We start from the raw sequence: 24,105 nt of genomic DNA on the forward strand, positions 1-24,105 counted from the left end.
CTCGTACTAAGTACGCGAAGTCGTGAAGAAGCAGGAGAGCAGGAAGGGACCGCCATGTCCGAGACCTCCCACCGTCCGCCGCGCACCGCCCGGTTGGCCCGCCGCACCCTGCGCGGCCTGCCACCGAAGCGCTTCGAGACCCGCCACCAGCCGGCCCTCCGGGTACCCGCCGCCGACGGCACCGTGCTGCTGACGGACCGCCACCACCCGGTCGGCCCCGGCCCGTTCCCGACCGTGCTGCTCCGCTCCCCCTACGGCCGGGGCTTCCCGTGGGCACCGCTGTACGGGCTGGCGCTGGCCGAGCAGGGCTTCGAGGTGCTGATCCAGAGCTGCCGGGGCACCGGCGGCTCCGGCGGGGTCTTCCGCCCGTGGCGGGACGAGCGCGCCGACGGGCTGGCCACCGTGGAGTGGCTGCGCGGGCAGCCGTGGTTCGACGGGCGGCTCGGCACCGTCGGCCCCAGCTACCTCGGCTACGTCCAGTGGGCCCTGGCCGCGGACCCCCCGCCGGAGCTGCGCGCCATGGTGGTGCAGAACGGCATCCACGACCCCTACGGCTTCTTCCGCTCCGGCGGCTCCCCCGGCACGCCCGGCGTGTTCGACCTGGAGAACGCGCTGGTCGCCTCCGTCGGCCTGGAGCACTTCCAGCACGGCTTCGGTGCCCTGCTGCGCGCTGCCATGCGCCTACAGCGCGGACTGCGCGCCGCCACCCGGGGCCTGCCGCTCCGTCAGGCCTACACCACCGGGACGGGCGGAGCGGTGCCGGTCCTGGCCGAGGCGATGGACCACCCGGAGCCGAGCGATCCGTACTGGCACGGCGCCGACCTCGGGGCGGTGGCCGGACGGACCTCGGTGCCCACCGCGCTGGTCACCGGCTGGTGGGACGTCCAACTCGGGCAGACCCTGCGGCAGTGGGAGCGGCTCGGCACGGCCGGGACGCCCCGCGCCCTGCTGATCGGACCGTGGACGCACACCTCGACGCTGGGGCCGGGCCGGCCCGAGACCTTCCGGGAGATGCTGGCCTGGCTGCGGGCCCACCTGGCCGACGACCCGTCAGGGCTGCGCGAGCACCCGGTGCGGCTGCACACCGGGACCGGCTGGCGGGAGGCCGCCGCATGGCCGCCGGCCGGCAAGGAGCTCCTGCTGCACCTCGACGGCACCCGGCTGACCGACCGGCCCGCGCCCGGGGCGGAGCCGCTGCGCCTGCGGGCTGACCCCGGCCGTCCGGTGCCGTCCGTCGGCGGAGCCCTGCTCTCCGCGCAGGCCGGGCCGCGCCGGGTGGACGCGCTCGGGAAGCGGGCCGACGTGCTGAGCCTGGACGGCGAACCCGCCACCGCGCCGGTCCGGCTGCTCGGGCCGGTGGCACTGGAGCTGACGGTGAGCGCGGGCCACTTCGACCTGTACGCCCGGCTCTGCGACGTCGACCCGCGCGGGCGCGCGACCCACCTCACCGACGGGGTGCTGCGGCTCGTCCCCGGCGACGACCGGCCCGCCGCCGTCACCCTGACCCTCGATCCGACCACCCACCTGCTGGCCCCCGGGCACCGTCTGCGGCTCCAGCTGAGCCCGGCGCCGCACCCGCGCTACGCCCGCAATCCCGGCACCGGCGAGTCCGACACCGCCGCCGCCCGGCTCGCCCCGGCCCGCGCCACCCTGCATCCGGGCGCGGTGCTGCGGCTCACCGTCGAGCCCTGAGACACCGTCAGCCCGAGGGGCGCCCCGGCCGCCCGCCGTCCACCTGGAACCGCTAGCATCGCGCCCGGAACACCCGTCAGCAGAACAGGATCGCCAGCAGATGCCCACGCCCTTCCAGACGACTCGGGCGGGTGCCCGGTGATCAGCTGGTTCGAAGCCACCGTCCTCGGCCTGATCCAGGGACTCACCGAGTTCCTGCCGGTCTCCTCGAGCGCCCATCTCCGGGTGTTCTCCGCCCTGTTCGGCTGGGAGGACCCGGGCGCCGCCTTCACCGCGGTGACCCAGCTCGGCACCGAGTCGGCCGTGCTGATCTACTTCCGCAAGGACATCTGGGCGATCGTCACCGCCTGGACCGCCGCCCTGTTCAAGAAGGAGCGGCGCGGCGACCCGAACGCCCGGCTCGGCTGGTTCGTGATCCTCGGCACACTGCCGATCGGGATCTTCGGTGTGCTGTTCCAGGACACCATCGAGAGCAGCCTGCGCGACCTGCGGATCATCGGCACCACGCTGATCCTGTTCGGCGTGATCCTCGCGGTGGCCGACCGGACCCGGGCGGTCCGCAGCGCCAAGCCGATCTCCGAGCTGACCCTGCCGCACGCCCTCGGCTACGGCTTCGCCCAGGCACTGGCGCTGATCCCCGGCGTCTCCCGCTCGGGCGGCACCATCTCGGCCGGCCTCTTCCTCGGCTACAGCCGCGAGGCGGCGGCCCGGTACTCCTTCCTGCTGGCCATCCCGGCCGTGCTGGCCTCGGGCGTGCTGGAGCTGTTCAAGATCGGCGAAGGGCCGGCCCCCGCCTGGGGACCGACCCTGCTGGCCACCGCCATCGCCTTCGTGGTGGGCTACGCGGCCGTGGCGTGGTTCCTGAAGTACATCTCGAACCACAGCTTCATGCCGTTCGTGGTCTACCGGATCGGGCTCGGCATCCTGATCATCGTGCTGGTCAGCGCGGGCGTGCTCAGCCCGCACGCGGGCGAGGCCGCCGCGCACTGACGCGGCGTCGGGTGGCGCTGCCGGTCAGCCCTCGGAGGAGGAGCGGCGGCGCCACCAGACCACCCCACCGGTGATCACCAGCAGCAGGACGACGGCGCCGATGATCACCGGGCCGTTGGAGCTCGCGCCGTCCTCGGTGGTCTCGTTCAGGACCAGGGTGGTGGTGGCTGCTGCGGACGGCACGGCCGGGGCAGTCGGGGTCGGGGTCGGGGTCGGGGTCGGCGTGGGGCTGGGGCTGGGGCTCGCGGACGGTGCGGCGGTCGGGGTCGGTGCGGCGAGCGGGGTGGCGCCCGGGGCGGCCTTCGCCAGCTTGAGGACGGGCGCCGGGTTCTTCGGCTCGGAGCCGTTCTGCGGGATCTCGATCCACCGGTCGACCTGCGTGTCGGTGTACATCACCAGCGTCTTGAAGGCGAGCTGCGGCGCGTCCGGCAGCTGACGGACCTTCACCTGGTAGTCGGCCGCCTTCCCCGGGGCGAGGGCCGGCCCGCTCACCGTGAAGCCCTCGGCCCCCGGCTTCAGCGCCCATCCCTGCGGCGCCTTCACCAGACTCACGTCGGCCGGGCCGATGCCCTGCGGCAGCACCACCTGCACCTCGTCGATGCCGGCGGTGTCGGACTCCCCCGCCGCCTTGAACGCCAGCACGGCGTCCACCGCGAGGGCCTGCGCCTGCTGCGAGCTCACCCCGGTGTGGGCCAGCGCCGGGCCGGCGGCGAGCACCACCCCGAGCAGGGCGGATATCGGGGCGGCGGCGCGGAGCAGGTGACGGTTCATCAGGGTGCGGCTCCAGTCGGGGGCGGGTACGGCCCGTCCATGATGCCAGCCGGAGAGCGCACCGCACGGGGGTTCAGGGGCGCGGGGAACCGCGCGAGCCGGGGAAGTGGTCACACCGGGGCGCGGGGAACCGCGCGAGCCGGGGAAGTGGTCACACCGGGGGCGCGGGGAACTGCGCGAGGCGGAAGAACGAGACCCGTGTGCCGGGTACGGAGATTCACGTGCAAGTGAGCGTCCGTACCCGGCACACGGGTCGTTGCGTTCCCCTTCGCGCAGTTCCCCGCGCCCCTGACTGCCCTCCGGGCAGTCCGGGCGCGGTCCGAGGGGCGGGCCGAGCGCGGTCAGACAGGCCGGCCGAGGGCGGAGCGGCGAGCGGTCCGGGGTGCGGTCAGTGGCCGGTGAGGCGGCTGCGGATGACGGTGTGGACCTCGGCCTCCTCGGCCGGGTCGGCGGCGAGGCGCCGCAGGCGCTCCAGCACGCGGACGTCACCGGTGGTGGTGACGTGGCGGGCGGCCAGCTCGCGGGTGGCCTCCTCGCAGTCCCAGAGGCACTCGACGGCGATGCCCCGGGCGAAGTACTCGTCGGTGAGGGAGAGCGCCTTCGCGGCCCGGCCGCGCAGCTCGGAGGAGGCGGCCTCGCCGTAGACGTGGCGGAGGGCGGGGACGGCTCCGGCGGCGGCCAGCCGCCCCACACCGTCGACCAGGGTGCCCAGTCCGCTGCCCTCGACCCCTCGTGCGGAGATCCAGCGGCGCAGCCCGGCCACCACCAGGGGGCCGTCGGCGGGCTCGCCGGCGTCGGCGAGGAGTTGGACGGCGGCCTCGCCGAGGGCGCTGTCGGCGCCGCCGGTGGCCGGGTCGGACCAGCGACGGGCGTGCTCCAGGGCGACCGGGCCGCGCATCCGGCGCAGCTCGGACAGGGCGGAGTCGACGACCTGCCGGTCGATGTCGGCGGCGGCCAGCTCGATCAGATCGGCCGCCTCGGGATCCTGCTGGTCGACCAGGTAGCGGAGGGCCGCGGTCCGGGAGCCGGCCGCGCCGGTCCGGGCGGCCTCCAGGACGGCCTGCCGGTCCTCGGGCCGCACCACGGCGGCCAGACAGCGGGCGGCGGCAGCCGACCGGCGCTCGGGGGCGCCGCCCGGCTCGGGCTGGTCGGCCCAGGCGAGCACGTCGGCGGTGGACCAGCCGGGGGTGACGCCCCTGCGGTTCAGCTGGCGTTGCCACAGGTCGAAGGGTGACTGCTCGCTCGCGGCGGCGATCCGGGGGTGGTGGGCGGCCCAGAGCCTCCACGGACGGGGCTCGTAGGCGGCCCGGACGGCCGCTCTGAGGGCGGCGTCGCCCTCCGGCCCGGCCGGGAAGCGGCCGAGTACCGAGGGGGCCAGCGCCAGCAGCGAGCGCTCGTCGTCGTCGCGCAGGGCCAGCTCGTCCAGGGCCCAGGCCCAGTTGCTGCCGGTGGCGACGTAGCTGCGGAGCAGGGTGAGGGCGTCCCGGCGGCCGTATCCGGCCAGGTGGCCCAGGACGGCCAGGGTCAGGCCGGTCCGGCCCTCGTCCGGGTCGAGGGTGTCCTCGACGGAGTGCAGGTGCAGCTCCAGGCCGGTGAGCGGGGCCTCCAGCTCCATGAAGAGCCGGGCGTAGTAGAGGGAACGGTTCTCGACCTGCCAGTCGGACCGGGGATCGGTGGTGACGCAGGTCTCCAAGGCGGCGACCGCCTCGTGACGGTCGGCCGCGAGAGCATGCAGTTGCCCGTCACCACGGCCTCGCTGGAGGAGGCCGAGGAGGCTGGCACTGGGCGCTATCACTGGCTCGAACATGACGTCAGCATCCGTTGCGGCGGTCTGGACGGCAACGGGATTTCCGCCGCCGGGGGTCTGGAGGGTCGAACAGAGGGCGCCCGGGCGCCGGAATCACCGAAGGTTACCGCCTGGGCGCCCCTTACGCACACAGGACCGATCAAGCCAGCCCGGGGAGCCGGGCCGCCGGCCCCGGGCTGACCGAAACCTCCAAGGGATCCGCACAATCCGTTCGTCCCCGCAGGACCTCCGGGTGGGCGGAGCCGGCCGACCGGGCCGGGCGGTCCGGGTGCTGACGGCCCGTCCGCTGTCACTCCGTCAGTTCGACCGGGCCCGGAGGGCCGTCGGGACGTGCTCCCGACGGCCCTGCCGTGGCTGGTCAGGCCAGCCCGGGCTCCCGGCGCGGAGCCGGCATCGCGGTCTCGATCTCGGTCCGCAGCTCGGCCACGGCGGGGACCGAACGGTAACGCCCGGTGAGCCGGTACATCGCCCGCAGCCGGTCCCAGGTGCGGGTGGAGGAGGTCTGGCCGATCGAGTTGAGCGCCAGCTTGGCGTGGGTGAGCGCGCCCTCGGGCTCGCCGGAGAGCCAGTGCACCGAGGCCAGGGTGATCTCGTCCAGCAGGCTGGAGCGCTCCCGGCCGGTCTTGTGCCGGTGCTCCATCGCCTGCCGGACGTGGTGCTCGGCCCGGCGGGCCCAGCCCGGATCGTGCTCGGCCAGCGTCCGGTAGACCAGGGCCTGCATGCCGTGCAGCTCGGCCACGTCGAAGGTGGCCATCCAGCTGGGGACCGGCTGGTCGGCCGGGCGGACGAACAGCTCCTCGGCCTCGCCCAGCAGCCGCCTGGTCGCCTCGGCCCGACCGAGGGCGGCCTGCGCCCACGCCTCCACGGTGTGCAGCATCGCCTCGGTCTGCGGGAGCATCCGCCCGCCGCCGGACCGGGCCAGCCGCATCAGCTCCAGCGCGTCGTCGGCCCGGCCCAGGTGCAGCATCTGCCGGGCGGCCCGGGAGACCGCCTCGCCGGCCCGGGGCCGGTCGTCCGCCTCCCGGGCCGCCTGGGCGGCGATCACGAAGTACCGCTGGGCGGTGGGCTCCAGGCCGACGTCGTGCGACATCCAGCCCGCCAGCACCGCCAGGTTGGCCGCGACCAGCCAGAGCCGGCGCTTGGCCTGCGGACGGATGTCGTGCGTCAACAGGCCGCCCACCTCGTTGAGTTGGCCGACCACCGCCTTGCGCTGGAGGCCGCCGCCCCGGGACGCGTCCCAGGCCCGGAAGACCTCCACCGAGCGCTCCAGCGCGGCGACCTCGTCGTCGCCCACCGGGCCCGGCTCGTACACGTCCAGCACCGGTCTTCCGTCGGCGCTGGTCACCATCGTCCGGGGGCCCGGCCGTTCGGCCGCGTACGCGACGTCCGCGCCGCGCAGCCAGTCGTAGAGGTTGTCGCCGATGACGGCGCCCGCCGTGAGCGCGGTGCCCGCGCCCACCAGTCCGCGTCGGTTGAGCATGAGGTCCATTCCCGTGAACTCGGTGAGGACCTCGGCCGTGCGATCCGGCTCCCAGGGTCGTTCCTTGCCACTGCCGTTGCCGGTCCTGGTGGGCCGGTGTCGTTCGAGGCCGAGGTCCTCAGTGGTGACGACACGGCCGAGCCGCTCGGTGAACACGGCGGCCAGTACCCTGGGCACCGGATCGCGGGGGACCTCCCCCTGCTCGATCCAGCGCCGCACCCGCGAGGTGTCGGTGGACAGCTGCTGCTGGCCCATCGCCGCACCCCGCCGGTTCACCAGCCTCGCCAACTCACCCTTGGACCAGCCGGTCAGGGCGAAGAGGTCGGCGAATCTGGCGTTCGGCCCCTTGCTCACGTGAAGCCCCCAGGAATCCTCGGCTGGCCCGACAGTAGTGGCGCTGGCACATGCCGCGCGACCATTCGCCACGGTTCGCCAGGGTCCGCCAGATGGTGCACCAGTGGCGGCCGGGTGTCAGGTAGAGATGCGCCACCCCGGCTACGGGTCGGAACACCGGAGAACGGCTCAGGCACTGGCCTGAGGCACCGTCAACGGCCGTTCCGGGGCCTCATCCGAGGGGGTGGCGCGGCCGGGTGGCGCGGAGGCGCCGGGCATGGCCAGGGTCAGCGAACGGACCGCACTCCCCAGGGTGCGGACCGCAGGCCGACCCACCGTTCCGTGCCCGGCGCCTGCGCTCCACCCCACCGCCCCGGCGGCGAACCCATCGCCGCCCCGGGGAGTCCGCAGCAGACACCGGCAGAGGCCAGCCGCCGGCCAGGAAGGGACCCTCACCAGCCCATGTACTCCACCGCGACCACCGGCACCCCCACCCAGCCCCGCACCGCGCTGCGCCCCCCCACCGCGGCCGGCGGTCGCCCCGGGCCGGGCCCGGTCCCCCTCCGCGACCCGCGTGCCCTGGCCGGCCGCACTCCCCTGCTGCCGCGCCAGGCCGACCAGTACGGCAACCGCCCCGGCAGCGACCGGATGCTGCGCGGCCGGCCGCTGGAGACCACCGCCGACCGCCTGGACCCCGCCGCCCTGCAGACCCCGGCGGTGCGGGCCGTCCTCGCCAACGTCGCGCGGATATGCCCTGGCTTCCTTCCGCGCCAGGTCCTGCGCGAAGGCAGCCGACACATCATCATCGCCGGCACCATCGGCCGCGCCCCCGTGGTCGCCAAGTGCCTGGCGCCGCAAGCCCTGCGGAGCGAGCACGCCGAGCAGCTGATCGAGCGCTTCCACCACGAGATCGCGGTCTACCGGGCCTTCGTCCGGCACCGTCCGCCGGTCCGCCTCCCCCGGCTGGTGGCCGCCGACCACGACCGCTGCGTGCTGGTCATGGAGCGGGTGCCGGGCCGTCAGGCGGCCCGCGAGCGCCACCCGGTGAACGCGCCCACCCCGGGCGAGCTGCGGGCCGTGCTCGGCTCGATCCGCTCGCTCAACCTCTGGCGCCCGCCGACGGACGTCTTCGGCAAGCCGCTCGACTACCAGCTGGAGATCTCCCGCTACCACTCGGTCGGGCAGCTCACCGACCGGGACGCGGGCGACCTGCGGGCGCTGCTGCACGGGCTCGCCTCGGCGCCGCTCCAGCTCTGCCACGGGGACGCCCTGCTCGGGAACCTGCTGCTGGCGCCCTCCGGGCCGGTCCTGGTCGACTGGGAGCAGGCCGGCTGGTACCTGCCCGGGTACGACCTGGCGGTGCTCTGGAGCGTCCTCTCCGGGGACACCGCCGCCCGCCGCCAGATCAGCCAACTCGCCCAGTCCGGCGGGACGGTGGCGCGGGACGCGTTCCTGGTGAACCTGGTGCTGGTGCTGATGCGGGAGATCCGCCTGCACGACGTCCCGGGAGCGGGCGAGGAGCAGCGCATCATGATCCGCCGCCTCTACGACGACGCCGCCCTCGCCCGCCGCGCCGTCCGCACGGCGGTCGGCACCCGCTAGACCCCGCCCCTGACCGCGCCTGACCGCCCGTCGGGGCGCGTCCCTGACCGCCCTTCGGGGCGCCGCTCGGACCGCCTTTCGGGCCACCCTCGGACCGCCCTCGGACCGCCCGGAGGGCGGTCAGGGGCGCGAGGAACTGCGCGAAGGGGGACGCAACGACCCGTGTGCCGGGTACGGAGATTCACTTGCAAGTGAGCGTCCGTACCCGGCACACGGGTCTCGTTCTTCCGCCTCGCGCAGTTCCTCGCGCCCCCGGTGTGACCTTTTGTCCCCGGCCCTCGCAGTCCGCGCGGCCCCCGCAGTCTGCCCGGGGTCAGAGGAGGGCGGTCGAGAGGGCGTCGAGGGTGGTGTCCTCCGAGGGGAGGTGGGTGCGGCCGGTGAGGAGGTCGCGGAGGTAGCGCTCCAGGGGGTGACGACGGCTCAGGCCGGGGTTGCCGGTGAGGGTGACGGCCTGTTGGACGACCGCGGTGGCGCTGCGGTTGATCAGGAGCTGGGCGGCCCCGGTCCGGAGGGCGGCACTCCGTTCGCCCCGGTCGATCCGGGCGGCCAGGCCGTGCAGGAGTTCCTCCGCGCCGATCAGCGAGACCTCGATCTCGGCCACCGCCGCCCGGTACCGCGGCAGGGTGGCGAGCGGCTCGGTCAGATTGGCCGGAGTGCGGCGCCCGAGGAAGGAGACCAGCCACTCCTGAGCGGCCCGGGCGACGCCCAGGTGCACGGCGGAGAGGGCGAGTTCGCGCCAAGCCGTCGTGACCTGACGGTCGGCCTCGGCGGCGGGCTCGCCCTTGCGGCCGGGCGGCGTCAGCCCGACCACCGCGTCGGCGGCCACCGCCACGTCGTCCAGCAGCACTTCCTGGCCGCCGGCCGCCCGCAGGCCCAACTGGTCCCAGACCGGGTCCAGTTCGATGCCGGGGCTGTCGCCGCGCACCAGGAACCAGCCGGTCCGGGGCTGGTCCTCGTCGGTGCGGGCCCGGACCGCCATCCAGGCCAGCGCCTCGGCGCCGGCGCACCAGCCCTCGCGGCCGTGCAGCCGCCAGCCGGTGCCATCGCGGCGGGCGAGCGTGCCGGGGTGCTCGCCGGGCTCGCCGGGGAGGGTGTTGAGCAGGGCCGGGCCCCGTCTGGATTCGGTCAGCAGCCGGCGGTAGAGCGCGGCCGGCCAGCCGCCGGTGCGGGCCTGCTCGGCGTGGACCAGCAGCGTGTCGGCGGCCAGCACCGCCACCGAGGCGTCACCCCGGCCGAGTTGGGCCAGCAGGTGCACGGTTTCGGCCAGTCCGGCGCCGGGGCCGCCGTAGCGGCGGCCGACGGTCAGGGTGAGCAGGCCGGCTTCGTGCACGGCCTCGATGCCCTGGTAGGGGAAGGTGGCGTCCCGGTCGTGCTCCTCGGCCCGGGCGGCCAGCAGGTCCACCACCCGGGGCAGGCGGGCGAGGGCGTCCGGGATGGACGGGGTGCCGTCGGTGACGGTCATGGCGGGGTGCCTCCGGGGCGGCTGCGTGGTGCGCTGCGGACTGCGGACGACGCGCCGCCACCGGGGGTCGGGGGGCGCGTTCGGTGCCGGGGCGCGGCGGTCCGGAGGTGGCCGCTCATCGGCCCCGGAGCACACCGCCGGAGGAATGACTCCTCCTCAGCCGGCCGGACAGACCGCGCTCGCGGTGCGCCGCAGGTCGAGGTAGCTGCGCCTGGTCAGCAGCGGGCGGGGCGGCATGCCGGTGACTGTACGAAGCATTGATCACGAGCGTCAAGCAAGGGCCACGGGGTGGACCCGCGGCCGGTCAGCCCTGCTGGAACATCTCCGCCGGGAGCGGCTTGAGCAGCTGGTACAGGTCGTCCGCGATCGGCCGGTCCCAGGAGGCGATGGTCACCTGGACGCCGTCACTGCGGCCGAACTGGGCGCAGAACACCCGCTCCTCACTGACCTTCACCTTCCGGACGATCAGCAGGTCGTCCCCGAGCATGACCGGGAAGTCCTCGGCCGAGACGAAGTCGACCGGCTCCTCGTTCTCCAGCGCGGTGAGCAGCTGACGGATCTCGAACGGGACTCCGTCGGCCGCGTCGCGGGCCGGCGAGCCCTCGGGGAGGTTGCCGATGAACATCGCGGGGCCGCGGCCGCCGAACAGGTCGTACCGGAGGAAGATCCCCTGACAGGCGCCGTCCGGGCCGCTCATGATCATGGCGCCGAAGTCGCCGGGCCAGTCGCCCGGATCCATCGCGAGCACGTCGAAGTCCGGGCCCGCGGGCGTACCGGAGCGGCGGCGGAGAAATGACATGACGCCATCGTACGGTGCGGTCACGCCCTGCTCACGGGGCGGGTGGGTGCTCGGGCCGAGATCCACGCTCAGAGACCAATGTTGACTCTGAGCAACCGTCCGGGCTACGTTCGGTTCAGCACGACAGCCGCTGTGGGCTCGGTCCACCGGGGGGCGGCTTGTCGCAGCGCGCCCGCGTGCGCGTTCCCTCACTGCACATAGTCGTGCGACACACCGAACCATCTGCCCGAGCGTTTTCCGCTGTCCGCCGACCGTCGAGTAGCGTCAATGCAGAGCAGGAACACCCACAGACTGCACCACTAGTCACACCACAAGCCAGGTTCGCGGGGCCCCGCCCGTCGCAGCTCGCGAACCTGCCCGGTAGACCGCCGCGTGGGGGCGTGCGGATACCGGGCACCGGCACCGGAGGCCGAGTCGCTCTCGACCCCGGGGCCATCCCTCCCGGCGACGGCGTACCGAGGTACGTCAGGGGTTCACATCGGGAGGAGGCCCGGCACTCGTGCCGGACCGCACAGCAGGCGCCGTGCCTGGACGCGTGGGGGCGTTGGGCACGGCGTCTGTCTGCTCTCATCGTGAGCCGTCACTTGTCCGGCAGTCAACGAGTATCCGACCATCAGATTTCTTTCCGGTGCTCCCGGGCCCGTGGCCGCCCTCCCGATCTGACGGAGAACCAGCTCACGGCGCCACCTGACGGAGTACCGGCTCACACCGGGTCGAACTCGCCGTCCCGCGCGCCGAGGACGAAGGCCTTCCACTCCGCCGGCGTGAAGACCAGCACCGGCCCCTCCGGCTCCCGGCCGTCCCGCATCGCGATGTAGCCGTCCACGAAGGCGATCTGCACGTCCCCCGGCCCCTGGCTGCTGGAGAGCCACTCGGCCCCGGTCAGGTCCAGACTCGGCTTCTTCCCCTGGATCACTGGCATGTCCCCTTCTCCCGCTCCGACGAAGGCCCAGCGTAGCCAGCCCGCCCCGGCGGGACCCGCCACGTCGTCAACCGGCGCCCGGGCAGGGGCAGATGGGCCGTTCGGGGTGCGACGGCCGACTGCCCTGTGCTAGAGGACCGCTCCTCGGCGGGCCGGTGACCCGGCGGGCGGCACCGGGCTGCGCCGGGCGGGCGGCTGCGAGAGGGTGGGCCCTACGAGTCGTCAGACCACGGGTCGCGCAGGCCCCGAGGAGCAGCCATGGACCGCCGGGAGGACCCCCGGGCCGATGTGATCCCCATCTCACAGGCGCCCTCCGCCACCGCGCAGCCGGAGCCGGACGCTCCGCCTCCGCGCCCCGGTGGGCCCGGTCGGGTCGGGCGGGTCGGCGTGGTGCTGGTCTCCCACAGCCAGCGGCTGGCCGAAGCGGTGGCCGCGCTGGCCACCGGACTGGCCCGGGGCACGGACCCGGCTCCGGTGGCGGCCACCGGCGGGAGCCTGGCGGACGGTCTGGGCACCAGCGCGGTACTGGTCGCGGCGGCGGCCCGGCGGGTGGACCAGGGCCACGGGGTGGCGGTGCTGGCCGACCTGGGCAGCGCGGTCTCCACCGTCCGGGCACTGCTGGCCCAGGCGGACGAGCACGGCCTGCCGTTCCCGGTCCGGCTGGCCGACGCGCCGTTCGTGGAGGGCGCGGTGGCCGCCGTGGCCACCGCCTCGGCCGGCGGGGACCTGGCCGCCGTGCTGGACGCGGCCGAGGAGATGTACCGCCAGCGCAAGCTCTGAGCGGGCCCTGATCCCCCGTCGGCGCCAGCTCCCCCGTCGGCGCCCGCTGCCCCGTTTGCGGCACGTCGGCCGGAGTGCGTCGCTACGATGCGGCGCAGTGCGTCCGGGGCGGGAGAACCCGGGCCGACGAAGGTGGGGAGCAGGACAGATGCGGGTGGTCGTTACCGGCGGAGCCGGTTTCATCGGGGCCAATCTGGTGCGCGCGCTGCTGGACCGGCCCGAGGTGGCCGAGGTCGCGGTGGTGGACAACCTGAGCACCGGCCGCAAGGCCAACCTCGACGGGGTCGACGTGACACTGTACGAGGGAACCATCCTGGACCCGGCCCTGCTGGACGAGGCGTTCGCCGGGGCCTCCGCCGTGGTCCACCTGGCCGCGCTGCCCTCGGTGCCGCGCTCGGTGGCCGACCCGCTGGCCAGCCACCACGCCAACGCCACCGGCACCCTGGAGGTGCTGGAGGCCGCCCGCCGGGCCGGGGTCGGCCACGTCACCGCCGCCTCCTCCTCCTCGGTCTACGGGGCGAACCGGGAGCTGCCCAAGCGGGAGACCATGCGGACCGCGCCGATGAGCCCGTACGCGGTGAGCAAGCTGGCCACCGAGGCGTACCTGGCGGCCTACCACCACTGCTACGGGCTGGGCGTGCTGCCGCTGCGCTTCTTCAACGTCTTCGGCCCGCTCCAGCCCGCCGGGCACGCCTACGCCGCCGTGGTCCCGGCCTTCCTGGACGCCGCGCTGGCCGGGCGCCCGCTGAGCGTGCACGGAGACGGCGGCCAGAGCCGGGACTTCACCTACGTCGGCACCGTCACCCAGGTGATCAGCGAGGCGGTGGTGCGCAAGGTGGTGCACGCCGACCCGGTGAACCTGGCCTTCGGCACCCGCACCTCGCTGCTGGAGCTGATCGGCCTGCTCGGCGAGGTGCTGGGCGAGACCCCGGCGGTCGAGCACACCGACCCCCGGGCCGGCGACGTCCGGGACTCCCAGGCGGACAACTCCCGCCTGCGCGAGCTGTTCCCGGACGTGGTGCCGGTGCCGCTGCGGGAGGGCCTGGAGCGCACCGCGGAGTGGTTCCGCACGCTCTGACCCCACCGTCCGGCGGTGTCCCGGCCCGACGGACCGTCAGGCCGGGTCGCCGGTGCCCGGGGTGAAGGTGAAGGCCGCCTCGGCCTTGGCGGTCAGGGCGAGTTCGAGCCGGTAGCGGACGTACTCGTCCAGCTCCAGTTCGGCCAGCTCGGCCAGGGTGAACCAACGGACCTCCAGGGATTCGTCGTCGTTCACCCTGGCCTCGCCCGAGACGGCCCGGCAGCGGAAGGTCAGGTCCAGGTACTGGGCCTGGTCACCGTTCGGGTAGGTCATCATCGGCGAGATCGTGACGGCGCTGAGCAGCTCGGGCTCGGCCAGCACGCCGGTCTCCTCGAACACCTCGCGGACCAGCCCGTCGGCGGGCTGCTCCCCCGGGTCGAGGATGCCGCCGACGATCCCCCAACGGCCGGAGTCGCTACGGCGGTTGAGCAGGACCCGGCCCTCGCCGTCGCGGACCACGGCACCCACACCGGTCAGCCAGAGCGGGCGGGTGCCGACCACGGAGCGCAGCTCCGCCAGGAAGGAAGGAATAGCCATGGCCCGAGACTATGCCGTCCGGGGGTGTGCATGGACTCCCACCCGTCGGTGGAGGGCGTGCGGAACCTGATCGAGGGTCACGTCTCGGCCCGGGACGTGATCCAGGCCGGCCGGATCGAGCACCTGGTCATCGAGGCCCGGCCCGAGGCGCACACCGCGCTGGACGGGCTGCCGGCGCCCGGGCGGGTGTTCGTCGGACGGGAGCCGGAGCTCGGCCGGCTGGCGGAGCTGCTCGGTCCGGAGGGCCCGGCCACGGCCTCCCGGGCCGCGCCAGAACCGGAAGGCGGGGCGGCGACCGGACCAGAACCGGAGGCCGAGACGGCGACCGGGCCAGGACCGGAAGGCGGGGCGGCGGCCACGCCAGGACCGGAGGCCGAGACGGCGACCGGGCCAGGACCGGAGGCCGGGGCGTCCCCCTCCGGAGCCGCGCCCGCTCCGGAGGCCCCCGGGGCGTTCGAGCGCCTCGCCGCCCGGCACGGGCTGGAGCCCTGGACCCCGCCCGCACCGGCTCCGGGCGAGCCCGGACCGATCTGGCGGATGTCCCGGCCGGACGGCAGTTGGGGCCCGGTGCCGGACAACCTGCGGATGCTCGCCCGACCCAGCCCCTCCGGGCAGTTGCTGCCGCTCCCCTACGCCCTGCTGGAGGACCCGGCCGACCAGGCTCCCCCGGCGGGAGGCCGTCCGGACGACGCCGCCCCGCCGGAGTCCGGCCCGGCCTCGGTGGTGCTGATCACCGGGCCGGGCGGCGCCGGCAAGACCGAACTCGCCCTCCAGGCCGCCCGGCTGAGTCGTACGCAGGGCGCCTTCCCCGGCGGCGCGCTCTTCGTCGGCCTGGCCGGCTACCGGCCGGACCGCCGGGTGGAGCCGGTCCGGGCGCTCGGGGTGCTGCTGGAGGCGCTCGGCGTCCCGGCCGCCGAGCAGCCCGCCGGGCAGCCCGAGCGCGAGCAGCTGTACCGCTCGCTGCTGGCCGCCCGGGACGGCGCGGTACTGGTGGTGCTGGACGACGCCGCCTCGCTGCCGCAGGTGCTCCCCCTCCTGCCGGGCCACCCGGACGCCCGGGTGCTGGTCACCTCCCGCCACCGGCTCACCCTGCCCGGCGCCGAGGTGGTCGAGCTGTCCGGCCTGGCCGGGCCGGCCGCACTCGCGGCACTGCGGCTGCACGCCCGGGCCGCCGGCCGGAGCGAGCGCCGCTTCGAGCGGGAGCCGGAGGCCGCCGCGGCGCTGACCGGGCTCTGCGAGGGACTGCCGCTGGCCCTGCGGATGGTGGGTGCCCTGCTGGCCGCCGACCGGCGGCTCCCGTTGGGCGAGCTGGCCGAGGAGCTCGGCGACCGGCGCACCGCCCTGGACGGGATCGCCGACGAGGAGCAGACCCTGCGGGCGGTCATCGACCTGTCGTACCGTCACCTGCCGCCCGACCAGGCCCGGCTGCTCCGGCTGCTGGCACTCGCCCCGTTCCCGGTGGCCACCGACGTGGCCTCGGCGCTGGACGACGCGGCCGAGCGGACCACCGTGCGGCGGCTGCGCGGCCTGGCCCGGGCCCACCTGGTGACCGGTGGCGGCGGCCGCGACGGGCGGTGGGAACTGCCCGGCCTGATCCGGCTGTTCCTGGACGGCCTCGGCCCGGAGGCCCCGGCCGGGGAGCGCGAGGACGCGCTGATCCGGCTACTGCTGGTCTACCAGGGCCGGGCCAGGGAGGCCGTCGCCGACCTGCACGCCACCACCCCGCGCGACGGCCGCTCGGTGGCGGTCCGCCGGGCCCAGGGCCTGGGCTGGCTGGACACGGTGCTCCCCGAGGCACTGGCGCTGCTCGGCACCGACGCGCCGGCCGACCTGCGGGTGGTGCTCTGCTACCACCTGGAGCGCTACCTGGATCGCCGTCATCTGCCCGGCACCGCGCTGACCGTGGCGTACGCGGCCCTGGCGCTGACACTCGAACTGCCCCTCCCCGACAGCCCGGCGGACCTCACGGCCGAGCTGCCCCGGATGGTCCGGGACGCGCTGAACTCGCTCGGTGCGGCACTCATCGACGTCCGGCAGCCGGCCGCCGCCGCAGCCGCCTTCGAGGACGCCGTCCAACGGGCCCGGGCCGACGGGGACGCCTTCGACGAGGCGCGGTCGCTCGCCCACCTGGGGCGGGCACTGGCCGGCCTGGGCCGGACGGAGGAGGCGCTCGAGTTCCAGCGGCAGGCCGTCACCCTGCTCGCCGGACAGGACCGGCCGGCCCAACTCCTCACGGCCCGGCTGCTGCTGAGCCGGACGCTGCGCACCGCCGGGCGCCCGGAGGAGGCACTGGCCGAGCTGGAAGCGGTCCGGACGGAGGCCGGCTCCGAGGCACGGGCGGAGGTCGACCGGGCCGTGGCCAAGATCCTGCTGGCGCTCGACCGACCGGCCGAGGCGGTGGCCCGGTTGCGGTCCGCACTCGACCACCACGTCGCGGCCGAGCAGGTCTTCCCCGCCGCCGTCACCCGGCACGAGCTCGGCCGGGCCCTGATCGCGGCGGGCGAGCCGGCCGAAGCCGTCGAGGTGCTGCTGCCGGTCGAGCTGGCCGCCGCGATGAACCAGGACCACTGGCTCACCGCCCGCGCCTGGCACGACCTGGCCCGGGCGCACCACGCCCTCGGCACCCCCGACCGGCCGGACGCACTGCTCCGGCACGCGGCGGCCCTGGCCCGCAGCACCGGCGACGGGCAGCTGCTGGTCCGCATAGGCCAAACCTGGCAGCGCTTCGGCGACCTGCCGCTCGCCGTGGCCAGCTGGCTCGCGGCGGTCGACGCCCTGCTCGCCACCGGGGACCTGACGGGGGCTCACTCCCTCCTGCTCCAGGTCGCCGACGGCCTGGAGCCCCGGGACGACCACCCCGACCTCCAGGCACTGATCCCCGAACTCCGCACCCACGCAGCCGCCTTGGCCGCGCAGCAGGAGCCCACCTGACGGACTGCTGCCCGGAGGGCGGTCAGGGACTGCGCGAGGCGGAGGAACGGGACCCGTGTGCCGGGTACGGACACTCACTTGCATGTGAAGCGCCGTACCCGGCACACGGGTCGTTGCGTTCCCCTTCGCGCAGTTCCCCGCGCCCCTGGCTGCCCTCCGGGCAGCCCCGAGCACCTCCGGGCAGCCCCGAGCAGGCCGGCGTCAGCCGCGCTGCATCGGCCGGGCCGGCGATCCGATCACCGTGGTGCCCTCCGGCACGTCCCGGGTGACCACGGCGGCGGCACCGACGAAGGCCAGCCGACCGAGCTTGCGGCCCTGGAGCACCACGGCGGCGCTGCCGACCGTGGCGCCGGCCCCGGCGTGCACGGAGCCGGAGACGTTGCCGCCCGGATAGACCGTCACCAGCTCGGCCAACACGGTGTCGTGGCCCACCGTCGCGTTGTAGTGCACCTGGCTGTGCGCCCCGATCCGGACGCTGCTGGAGACGTACGCCCCGCCCATCACCAGGCAGCCGGGCCCGAGGGTGGTCTCCGGTGCGACGATCGCCCCGGGGTGCACCAGGGTGGTGGCCCGCCCGCCGAGGCCGTCCAGCAGGGCGGACAGCCGCTCCCGCACCGAGGGGTCGGCGATCCCGATCAGGTAGGGCGCCCCCGCGGGGAGTTCGGCGGGGGCCAGCACCGGAAGTCCGCGGACGGTGCCGCCCCGGGCCCGGTCGTCCAGGAAGCCGGCCACCGGGACCCCGGCGGCCAGGGCGGTGTCCAGCGCCTCGCGGCCGACGCCGCCGGCTCCGGCGATCCACAGGGTCATGCGGTGGGTCCTCTCGGGGGTGGGGCACTGGGCGGAAAGCTACCGTCCCCGGTGCCGGGAACGGCCGTGCCCCGGTGCGCTGAGAGCACCGGGGCACGGCTGACGCTCGGTCAGGAGGCTTCCTCGACCGGGATGCGCGGGCCGGTGGCCTGCCGGGGCAGGACGATCCGGGTGGTGGTGGTCGCCGGGACGGTGGCCACGGCCACGGCGGGGACGGACACGGGGGCCGGGAAGCCCGGGTTGACGCCGCCGGCCGCGGTGATGCCGGTGGGGCGCAGGAGCATCCGGGCGGTCAGGAACAGGATCTGCAGGTCCAGACCGAGCGAGCGCCTGGCGATGTACTCCAGGTCCAGCTCGATCCGCTCGGGCCAGGTGATCGAGTTCCGGCCCTTGACCTGGGCCCAGCCGGTCAGGCCGGGCCGGACGGCGAGACGGCCGCGCTGCCGCTCGGAGTAGTGCACGACCTGCTCGGGCAGGGTGGGCCGGGGCCCGATCACGCCCATCTCGCCGCGCACCACGTTCCACAGCTGCGGCAGCTCGTCGAGGCTGGTCTTGCGGAGCAGGGCCCCGAGCCGGGTGATCCGGGGCGCGTCCGGCTCGTCGGGGTGGCGCATGTCGCGCATGGTGCGGAACTTCAGGATGCTGAACTCCCGGCCGCCCCGGCCGGTCCGGGTCTGACGGAAGATCACCGGGCCGCCCATGGTGCAGCGGATCAGGATCGCGATCACCAGCCCCAGCGGAAGCGCGATGCTCCCCGCCAGCACGGTGACCACGAGGTCCCCCCCTCGTTTCATCTTCTTCTCCCCCAGCGGGTGTGGTGGTGAGGTGGCCTCAGCCGACCGGCCAGGCCAACCGCTTGGCTCTGGCCACCGCGGCGTAGGTCTCCAGCGAGACCGCCGCCACGGCGCGTTGGTCGAACGTGGCCAGGGCGCGGCGACGGGCTGCCGTGCCCAGCTGCTCACGCAGGGCCGGCTCGGTGAGGAGCCGGTCCAGCGCGGTGGTGAGCGCCCGGGCGTCGCCGGGCGGGGTGAGCAGCAGGTGCTCGCCGTGGGTGCCGATCTCCCGGCAGCCCCGGATGTCGCTCAGCACCATCGGCAGACCGCTGGCGGCGGCCTCCATGGCGGAGCGGGAGAACCCCTCCCGGTAGGAGGGGAGTACGAAGACGTCGAGCGCGGCGTAGACCTGCGGCATGTCGGAGCGGCTGCCGAGGTACTCGACGCCCTTCTCCTCCTCGGCCAGCGCGTCCGGCTTGTCCGCGTCCTGCGGGCCGACCCAGACGAACCGGGCCTTCCCGGCCAGCGCGCGGGCCGCCTCGGCGTACTCGACGATGCCCTTCTCGGCGACCCGGCGGCCGACCCCGCCGACCAGCAACTCGTCGTCGGCGACGCCGAGTTCGGCCCGGATGCGGGCCCGGGCGGCCGGGTCGTCGCCGAACCGGGAGAGGTCCACGCCGTTGCCCACCACCCGGGAGCGGCGGGCCGGCACGGCGCGGGCCAGGGTCGTCCGGTCCTCGCCGTTCTGGTAGAGCTCGGCGTGCGAGAAGCGGGCCGCGAAGGCCTCGGCGCCGAGCACGAAGGCCCGCTTGGCGATCGGGTCGTGGGCCTGCGCCCAGAGGCCGTGGCAGGTGTTGACCACCACCGGCACCCCGGCGAGGCGGCCGAGGATGCGGCCCATCACCCCGGTCTTGGGGTTGTGGGTGTGCAGCACGTCGGGCTCGATCCGGCGCAGCACCGCGAGCAGTTCGCGGGCGGCGGCCAGGTCGGCCTTCGGCTCCCAGGCCCGGGTCAGCGCGTGCAGCGGCTCGTGCCGGACGCCGATCGCGGTGAGCTGCTCGACGTAGGGGCCCGGGGCGCTGATGCCGTAGGTCTCGAAGCCGGCCTCCAGGTCGACCTTGAGCTCGGTGGCCAGCAGCAGCTGGAGGCTCATGTCGACGGTGGTGAGGTGGGCGACCCTGAGCGGGCGGCCGTGCGGGCCGCGCAGGCGGGGTGACAGGGCGTCAGGCACGGGCGCCGACCGCCTTCGCGGTGGCCACGATCCGGGCGTAGGCCCGTTCGGGTATCAGGCGGCCGTAGAGCTTGGCCCGGTAGAAGTCGATCGGGTCGGTGCGGCGGACCGGCACCCGGCAGAACCGGGCCGGGTCGAAGCCGGGCAGGTTCCGCCCGACCTGGCCGGTGGCCGAGGTCCGGAAGCGGGACCGCAGCGCGGCGTCCAGGTGCGGGACGGGCACGCCCCAGGTGTAGGCGAAGTGCTGCGGCCGGACGCCGAGGCGCTCCTCGATGTCGTCGTTGCAGCCGTCCAGCTCGGCGGTGGAGAGCAGCTCCGGCCGGACGTGGGTGCGGGTGTGGTTGGCCACCGTGCACAGACCGGAACCGGCCAACTCGCGCAGCTGCTCCCAGCTGAGCCCGGGCGCCCCGGTCTCCTTCGCGGTGGAGCCCTCCCAGCGCATCTCACCGCCCACCTGACCGCTCGCCAGGTAGATGGTGAAGGGCAGGCCGCGCTCCTTCAGGAGCGGCCAGGCGTTCTCGTAGACGTCGGCGAAGCCGTCGTCGAAGGTGATCACCGTGCTCGGGGTGCGGCGGCCGGACGCGAGGCGGTCGGCCGCCTCGTCGAGGCTGCTCACCCGGCCGGGCGGCAGCTCTGCCAGCAGGTCCATCTGGGCGGTGAAGTCGGCCGTCGAGACGTCGAGTTCGTCGCTGGAGCCACCACCCACCCGGTGGTAGATCAGCACGGTGGCGCCTTCGCCGGGGACGCTCCCGGCAGCCCGCGCCAACTGCTGTTTGACCCTGCCCCGGATGCCACCGGACGCAGCACTGCCCACGATCGTTCCCCCCTCGGCGCCACCCTCCCCGGCGGCGCAAGTGGCCTTGCCCCCGGCAGCGGTCGGCGGCCGGGCGAGCCCAGACTAGGGGGATGCGTGGGGCCGGTGCCGGGAACTTGTGAAAGAAAAGCGCAGATAGGCCGAAAATCGGCCGGTCCGATCGGAACCGGGCACGCTGCGACCCCCGGAGTGTCACGGCGAGTCACCGGAGGCCGGGCTCCCGAGGGGAACGGAGCGGGGCCGGAACGGCGCCGGAGCGGGGCCGCGGCCCGGCCCGGCAGCGGGTCCGGTGGGTGCCCCGGGCCCGGCCGGGCGGGCTCAGTGCGCGGTGCCGCCGCCGGGGCGCAGACGGGCGAAGGCGACCCGGGCGAGCAGCAGGACGCCGGTGGCCAGGCAGCCGGCGACCGCCATCACCCAGGCCGGACCGTCGCTCTCGGGCACCAGGACCGCGGTCACGATGCCCATCGCGATGCAGGCCGCGCCGACGGCGGTCAGCGGCAGCTGGTACCGGTGCAGACCGGCCCCGCCGAAGGGTCCGATCCGGGGGCCACCATGATCACGTTCCGTCTGGCTCATGCCACCCACGGTACAACCGGAGCGGGGCTGACGAGATGTGAAGAAGGGCCCGGGTCGCCGCGCTCCCGGCGCACTCCCGCGCGCCCCCGCACGCCACTCCCCGGCCCCCGCACGCCGCCGCGAAAACTCGCCGAAGGCCGTACAACCATCGGCACCCTTCGGCGGTCTCCACTACATTGAACGATCCAGATCCAGGCCCGCTCCGGCGGGCACGCCGGGCAGGCCGGCAACCGGCGGGGCGCGCGCAGGAGCAGCGTCCGAGACGTTCCCCCCGGTTGCCGGCCCGTCCGGTTCAGCAGTGCAGGCCGTCCGTGGCACGGGTTGGGAGTCCCCAGCCACGGTCGGCCCGCCGAAGGCGGCGCCGCCGTCCCGAGGCAGCCGGGGCACGGTCAGGGCGTCCCGGTGGTACCGCCACGCCGCACCGGCGACCGAGGGGGGCCCAGTGCCGCAGTCAGACACCACCGTCACCACCATGACCAGCCGTCCCAGCGACACCTCACCGTCCGTCACCGCCCACGCCGTCCCGGCCACCGCCACCGGCCCCGACGGCACCGAGGGCCCGGCCACCGACCGGGACCGGGGCGGCTGGCTGCGCTTCTCACCCGCCCAGCCGCTGTTCCGGGCCCGGGCCGCTCAGCGCCTGGCCGTCCTGGCGTACCACGGGGTCACCGACCCCGGCTCCTTCGGCGCCCAGCTGGACCGGCTGCGCCGCCTGGCCACGCCGGTCTCGCTCCAGGACGTCGAGCGCTCGATCGCCGAGGGCCGCCCGCTGCCGCCGCGCTCGGTGCTGATCACCTTCGACGACGCCGACCGGACCGTCCTCACCCACGCCCTCCCCGAGCTGACGGCCCGGGGCATCCCGGCCGCCGCCTTCGTGATCGCCGAGCTGATCGGGACCGAGCGGCCGTTCTGGTGGCACGAGGCCGCCTTCCTGGCCCGCAACGGCGGGCAGGCCCGCTCGCTGCGCAGCCTGGCCCGGCCCGACCAGCTGCTCGCCCGGCTGAAGACCCTGCCCGACCCGGACCGGCGCCGCAGCCTGGCCGAGCTGCGGGTCAGCGCGCACCGGCGTCCGCCGGGGCAGCAGCAGCTCTCCCCCGCCGACCTGCGGGAGCTGAGGGACGGTCAGGTGGCGATCGGCAACCACACGCTGGGGCACCCCTGCCTGAGCAAGTGCGACGACGCCACCGTCGACGCCGAGATCACCGGCGCCCACCGGGCCCTCACCGACTGGCTCGGCGAGGCCCCGACCGCCTTCGCCTACCCCAACGGCGGCTACGACCCGCGCGCGGACACCCTGCTCCGGCAGCTCGGCTACCGGCTGGGCTTCCTCTCCGACCACCGGCTCGGCCCGCGCATCCCCGAGCACCCGCTCCGGATCAGCCGCCTCCAGGTCGACTGCACCACCAGCGCCCGCCGCTTCGACACCATCCTCTCCGGCCTGGAGCCCGCCGTGCAGCGCCTGCGCGGGAGACCGGCCCTGGCCGACTGACCGACGGCCGGCGGAGTCCTGGGCGCGCGAGGTCCCCTTGCAGCGACCTGGAGGCGCAAGGCCCTGCTGGTGTGCGGCTCCGCTGGTGTGCGGCTCCGCCGCGTGCGCGCGGGGCGGGAAGGCAGTACGGGCAACCGGCTGACGGCGGGTCAGGGGCAGGCGGGCCGCCTTCCGACTCGCGCCCCGTGGCGGAGCCGCACAGCAGCACAGTCTCGCGCCCCTGAGCGCCTGCCGTGCGGACCTCGCGTGTTCGCCGCCCGCCTGAGCGCCTTGCCTTGCGGGCCTCGCGTGATCGGTGACCGGCGGAGTTCGGCGGGCGACCTGGGAGGATGGGACGGTCGTCCCCGTCCTTCTTCTCTGCTGGAGTGCGTCCGTGGTGGCCGAGAGCCTTGAGCTGGTGTCCGACTGTGCGAACTGTTTCGGGCTGTGCTGCGTCGCCCTGCCGTTCGCCAAGTCGGCCGACTTCGCGGTGAACAAGTCCGCCGGGACGCCGTGCCGGAACCTCAAGGACGACTTCCGGTGCGGCATCCACACCCAGCTGCGCACCTCGGGCTTCACCGGCTGCACCGTCTTCGACTGCCTCGGCGCCGGCCAGAAGGTGTCCCAGCACACCTACGGCGGCCGGAGCTGGCGCGCCGAGCCGTCCTCCGCCGCCGAGATGTTCGAGGTCTTCCCGGTGGTGCGGCAGCTGCACGAGCTGCTCCGGTACCTGACCGAGGCCGCCGCCCTCCCCCAGGTGGGCGCCGTCCGCGCGGAGCTGACGGCCGAACTGGCCGATGTCCGCGCGCTGACCCTCGGCAGCCCGGCGGAGCTGCTCGCGGTGGACCTCCCGACGGTGCGTCAGCGGGTCAGCGAACTGCTGCTGTGCGCCAGCGAGCTGTACCGGGCCGCCGTGCCCGGCAAGAAGCGCAGCCACCGGGGTGCCGACCTGATCGGCGCCCGCCTCGCCGGGGCGAAGCTGCGGGCGGCCAACCTGCGCGGTGCGTACCTGATCGCGGCCGACCTGCGGAAGGCGGACCTGCGGGAGGCGGACCTGATCGGCGCCGACCTGCGGGACGCGAACCTCGCGGGGGCGGACCTGACGGGTGCTCTGTTCCTCACCCCGTCCCAGCTGACCGCCGCCCGGGGCGACGCCGCCACCCGCCTGCCGGTCGGCCTGGAGCGGCCGGCCCACTGGAGCTGACACCCCTCGCCCCCGCACGGGAGCCGAGGGGTGTCCCCGGCGGTCAGG

At 75.1% G+C, this 24,105-nt stretch carries 20 protein-coding genes; 8 read left to right on the forward strand and 12 right to left on the reverse strand.

What is annotated here, in order from left to right; genetic code table 11:
• The first annotated feature begins 54 nt into the window (after window positions 1-54).
• Both ACIRBX_RS32245 and ACIRBX_RS32250 read left to right on the forward strand, forming a co-directional pair.
• Window positions 55-1,692: a CocE/NonD family hydrolase gene (locus ACIRBX_RS32245; protein WP_402302542.1), complete on the forward strand. Its 1,638-nt coding sequence runs from the start codon at window positions 55-57 to the stop codon at window positions 1,690-1,692.
• A gap of 141 nt (window positions 1,693-1,833) precedes the next feature.
• Entirely contained in the window at window positions 1,834-2,682 is an 849-nt protein-coding gene (locus ACIRBX_RS32250) for an undecaprenyl-diphosphate phosphatase (RefSeq protein ID WP_402302773.1), read from the forward strand.
• A gap of 24 nt (window positions 2,683-2,706) precedes the next feature.
• Here ACIRBX_RS32250 and ACIRBX_RS32255 read toward each other — a convergent pair whose 3' ends face one another.
• The 3 genes from ACIRBX_RS32255 to ACIRBX_RS32265 form a co-directional block, all read right to left on the reverse strand.
• Window positions 2,707-3,453, reverse strand: a complete 747-nt coding sequence (locus ACIRBX_RS32255; protein ID WP_402302545.1) for a DUF1775 domain-containing protein — start codon at window positions 3,451-3,453, stop codon at window positions 2,707-2,709.
• Window positions 3,454-3,841: 388 nt separating this feature from the next.
• Window positions 3,842-5,260 (reverse strand): HEAT repeat domain-containing protein, encoded by a 1,419-nt coding sequence (locus tag ACIRBX_RS32260; protein ID WP_402302547.1) that lies wholly within the window; start codon window positions 5,258-5,260, stop codon window positions 3,842-3,844.
• 358 nt (window positions 5,261-5,618) lie between these two features.
• On the reverse strand, window positions 5,619-7,094 hold the full coding sequence (locus ACIRBX_RS32265; RefSeq protein ID WP_402302548.1) for a hypothetical protein: 1,476 nt from the start codon (window positions 7,092-7,094) through the stop codon (window positions 5,619-5,621).
• Between the two features lie 441 nt (window positions 7,095-7,535).
• Here ACIRBX_RS32265 and ACIRBX_RS32270 point away from each other — a divergent pair, with 441 nt between their 5' ends.
• Window positions 7,536-8,675, forward strand: a complete 1,140-nt coding sequence (locus tag ACIRBX_RS32270) for an aminoglycoside phosphotransferase family protein (protein ID WP_402302551.1) — start codon at window positions 7,536-7,538, stop codon at window positions 8,673-8,675.
• 313 nt (window positions 8,676-8,988) lie between these two features.
• On the opposite strand, the gene ACIRBX_RS32275 is transcribed toward ACIRBX_RS32270, so the two are convergent.
• From ACIRBX_RS32275 to ACIRBX_RS32285, 3 genes are all read right to left on the reverse strand, one after another.
• Window positions 8,989-10,137: an acyl-CoA dehydrogenase family protein gene (locus tag ACIRBX_RS32275; protein WP_402302552.1), complete on the reverse strand. Its 1,149-nt coding sequence runs from the start codon at window positions 10,135-10,137 to the stop codon at window positions 8,989-8,991.
• A 304-nt stretch (window positions 10,138-10,441) separates the two neighbouring features.
• Complete coding sequence (locus ACIRBX_RS32280; protein ID WP_402302554.1) at window positions 10,442-10,936, reverse strand: hypothetical protein; 495 nt, start codon at window positions 10,934-10,936, stop codon at window positions 10,442-10,444.
• Window positions 10,937-11,639: 703 nt separating this feature from the next.
• Entirely contained in the window at window positions 11,640-11,858 is a 219-nt protein-coding gene (locus ACIRBX_RS32285; protein WP_402302557.1) for a DUF397 domain-containing protein, read from the reverse strand.
• Between the two features lie 258 nt (window positions 11,859-12,116).
• Between ACIRBX_RS32285 and ACIRBX_RS32290 the strand changes: the two genes are divergently transcribed.
• Window positions 12,117-12,638 carry a PTS-dependent dihydroxyacetone kinase phosphotransferase subunit DhaM gene (locus ACIRBX_RS32290; protein ID WP_402302558.1) on the forward strand — a complete coding sequence of 174 codons (522 nt, stop codon included), beginning with the start codon at window positions 12,117-12,119 and terminating at the stop codon, window positions 12,636-12,638.
• Window positions 12,639-12,786: 148 nt separating this feature from the next.
• Window positions 12,787-13,716, forward strand: coding sequence for an NAD-dependent epimerase/dehydratase family protein (locus ACIRBX_RS32295; RefSeq protein ID WP_402302561.1), 930 nt, complete (start codon window positions 12,787-12,789; stop codon window positions 13,714-13,716).
• Window positions 13,717-13,752: 36 nt separating this feature from the next.
• Here the strand turns inward: ACIRBX_RS32295 and ACIRBX_RS32300 are convergent, their stop codons facing one another.
• Window positions 13,753-14,253, reverse strand: coding sequence for an NUDIX hydrolase (locus ACIRBX_RS32300; RefSeq protein ID WP_402302563.1), 501 nt, complete (start codon window positions 14,251-14,253; stop codon window positions 13,753-13,755).
• A 30-nt stretch (window positions 14,254-14,283) separates the two neighbouring features.
• On the opposite strand from ACIRBX_RS32300, the gene ACIRBX_RS32305 reads away from it, so the two are divergent.
• Complete coding sequence (locus tag ACIRBX_RS32305) at window positions 14,284-17,184, forward strand: ATP-binding protein (RefSeq protein ID WP_402302565.1); 2,901 nt, start codon at window positions 14,284-14,286, stop codon at window positions 17,182-17,184.
• 201 nt (window positions 17,185-17,385) lie between these two features.
• Here ACIRBX_RS32305 and ACIRBX_RS32310 read toward each other — a convergent pair whose 3' ends face one another.
• The 5 genes from ACIRBX_RS32310 to ACIRBX_RS32330 all read right to left on the reverse strand — a co-directional run bounded on the left by ACIRBX_RS32310 (window position 17,386) and on the right by ACIRBX_RS32330 (window position 21,385).
• The gene (locus tag ACIRBX_RS32310; RefSeq protein WP_402302567.1) at window positions 17,386-17,991 is read right to left on the reverse strand and encodes a NeuD/PglB/VioB family sugar acetyltransferase; all 606 of its coding nucleotides are present in this window, start codon (window positions 17,989-17,991) and stop codon (window positions 17,386-17,388) included.
• 110 nt (window positions 17,992-18,101) lie between these two features.
• The gene (locus ACIRBX_RS32315; RefSeq protein ID WP_402302569.1) at window positions 18,102-18,785 is read right to left on the reverse strand and encodes a sugar transferase; all 684 of its coding nucleotides are present in this window, start codon (window positions 18,783-18,785) and stop codon (window positions 18,102-18,104) included.
• Window positions 18,786-18,822: 37 nt separating this feature from the next.
• Entirely contained in the window at window positions 18,823-19,995 is a 1,173-nt protein-coding gene (locus ACIRBX_RS32320; protein WP_402302570.1) for a glycosyltransferase family 4 protein, read from the reverse strand.
• Entirely contained in the window at window positions 19,988-20,719 is a 732-nt protein-coding gene (locus ACIRBX_RS32325; protein ID WP_402302572.1) for a polysaccharide deacetylase family protein, read from the reverse strand. The genes ACIRBX_RS32320 and ACIRBX_RS32325 overlap by 8 nt, the downstream gene beginning before the upstream one ends.
• 408 nt (window positions 20,720-21,127) lie before the next feature.
• Complete coding sequence (locus ACIRBX_RS32330; RefSeq protein WP_402302574.1) at window positions 21,128-21,385, reverse strand: hypothetical protein; 258 nt, start codon at window positions 21,383-21,385, stop codon at window positions 21,128-21,130.
• Between the two features lie 472 nt (window positions 21,386-21,857).
• On the opposite strand from ACIRBX_RS32330, the gene ACIRBX_RS32335 reads away from it, so the two are divergent.
• Window positions 21,858-22,874 carry a polysaccharide deacetylase family protein gene (locus ACIRBX_RS32335; RefSeq protein WP_402302576.1) on the forward strand — a complete coding sequence of 339 codons (1,017 nt, stop codon included), beginning with the start codon at window positions 21,858-21,860 and terminating at the stop codon, window positions 22,872-22,874.
• A 394-nt stretch (window positions 22,875-23,268) separates the two neighbouring features.
• Window positions 23,269-24,057 carry a pentapeptide repeat-containing protein gene (locus tag ACIRBX_RS32340; RefSeq protein WP_402302774.1) on the forward strand — a complete coding sequence of 263 codons (789 nt, stop codon included), beginning with the start codon at window positions 23,269-23,271 and terminating at the stop codon, window positions 24,055-24,057.
• The last annotated feature ends 48 nt before the right edge of the window (window positions 24,058-24,105 follow it).

This window comes from Kitasatospora sp. NPDC096147, assembly GCF_044763225.1.
Lineage (GTDB): Bacteria > Actinomycetota > Actinomycetes > Streptomycetales > Streptomycetaceae > Kitasatospora.

Coding starts and splice junctions, on each gene's coding strand:
- ACIRBX_RS32305 (WP_402302565.1), top strand. CDS start 14,284: ATGGACTCCCACCCGTCGGTGGAGGGCGTGCGGAACCTGATCGAGGGT.
- ACIRBX_RS32280 (WP_402302554.1), bottom strand. CDS start 10,936: ATGTCATTTCTCCGCCGCCGCTCCGGTACGCCCGCGGGCCCGGACTTC.
- ACIRBX_RS32290 (WP_402302558.1), top strand. CDS start 12,117: ATGGACCGCCGGGAGGACCCCCGGGCCGATGTGATCCCCATCTCACAG.
- ACIRBX_RS32270 (WP_402302551.1), top strand. CDS start 7,536: ATGTACTCCACCGCGACCACCGGCACCCCCACCCAGCCCCGCACCGCG.
- ACIRBX_RS32295 (WP_402302561.1), top strand. CDS start 12,787: ATGCGGGTGGTCGTTACCGGCGGAGCCGGTTTCATCGGGGCCAATCTG.
- ACIRBX_RS32255 (WP_402302545.1), bottom strand. CDS start 3,453: ATGAACCGTCACCTGCTCCGCGCCGCCGCCCCGATATCCGCCCTGCTC.
- ACIRBX_RS32285 (WP_402302557.1), bottom strand. CDS start 11,858: ATGCCAGTGATCCAGGGGAAGAAGCCGAGTCTGGACCTGACCGGGGCC.
- ACIRBX_RS32335 (WP_402302576.1), top strand. CDS start 21,858: ATGACCAGCCGTCCCAGCGACACCTCACCGTCCGTCACCGCCCACGCC.
- ACIRBX_RS32300 (WP_402302563.1), bottom strand. CDS start 14,253: ATGGCTATTCCTTCCTTCCTGGCGGAGCTGCGCTCCGTGGTCGGCACC.
- ACIRBX_RS32310 (WP_402302567.1), bottom strand. CDS start 17,991: ATGACCCTGTGGATCGCCGGAGCCGGCGGCGTCGGCCGCGAGGCGCTG.
- ACIRBX_RS32275 (WP_402302552.1), bottom strand. CDS start 10,137: ATGACCGTCACCGACGGCACCCCGTCCATCCCGGACGCCCTCGCCCGC.
- ACIRBX_RS32330 (WP_402302574.1), bottom strand. CDS start 21,385: ATGAGCCAGACGGAACGTGATCATGGTGGCCCCCGGATCGGACCCTTC.
- ACIRBX_RS32245 (WP_402302542.1), top strand. CDS start 55: ATGTCCGAGACCTCCCACCGTCCGCCGCGCACCGCCCGGTTGGCCCGC.
- ACIRBX_RS32260 (WP_402302547.1), bottom strand. CDS start 5,260: ATGTTCGAGCCAGTGATAGCGCCCAGTGCCAGCCTCCTCGGCCTCCTC.
- ACIRBX_RS32315 (WP_402302569.1), bottom strand. CDS start 18,785: ATGAAACGAGGGGGGGACCTCGTGGTCACCGTGCTGGCGGGGAGCATC.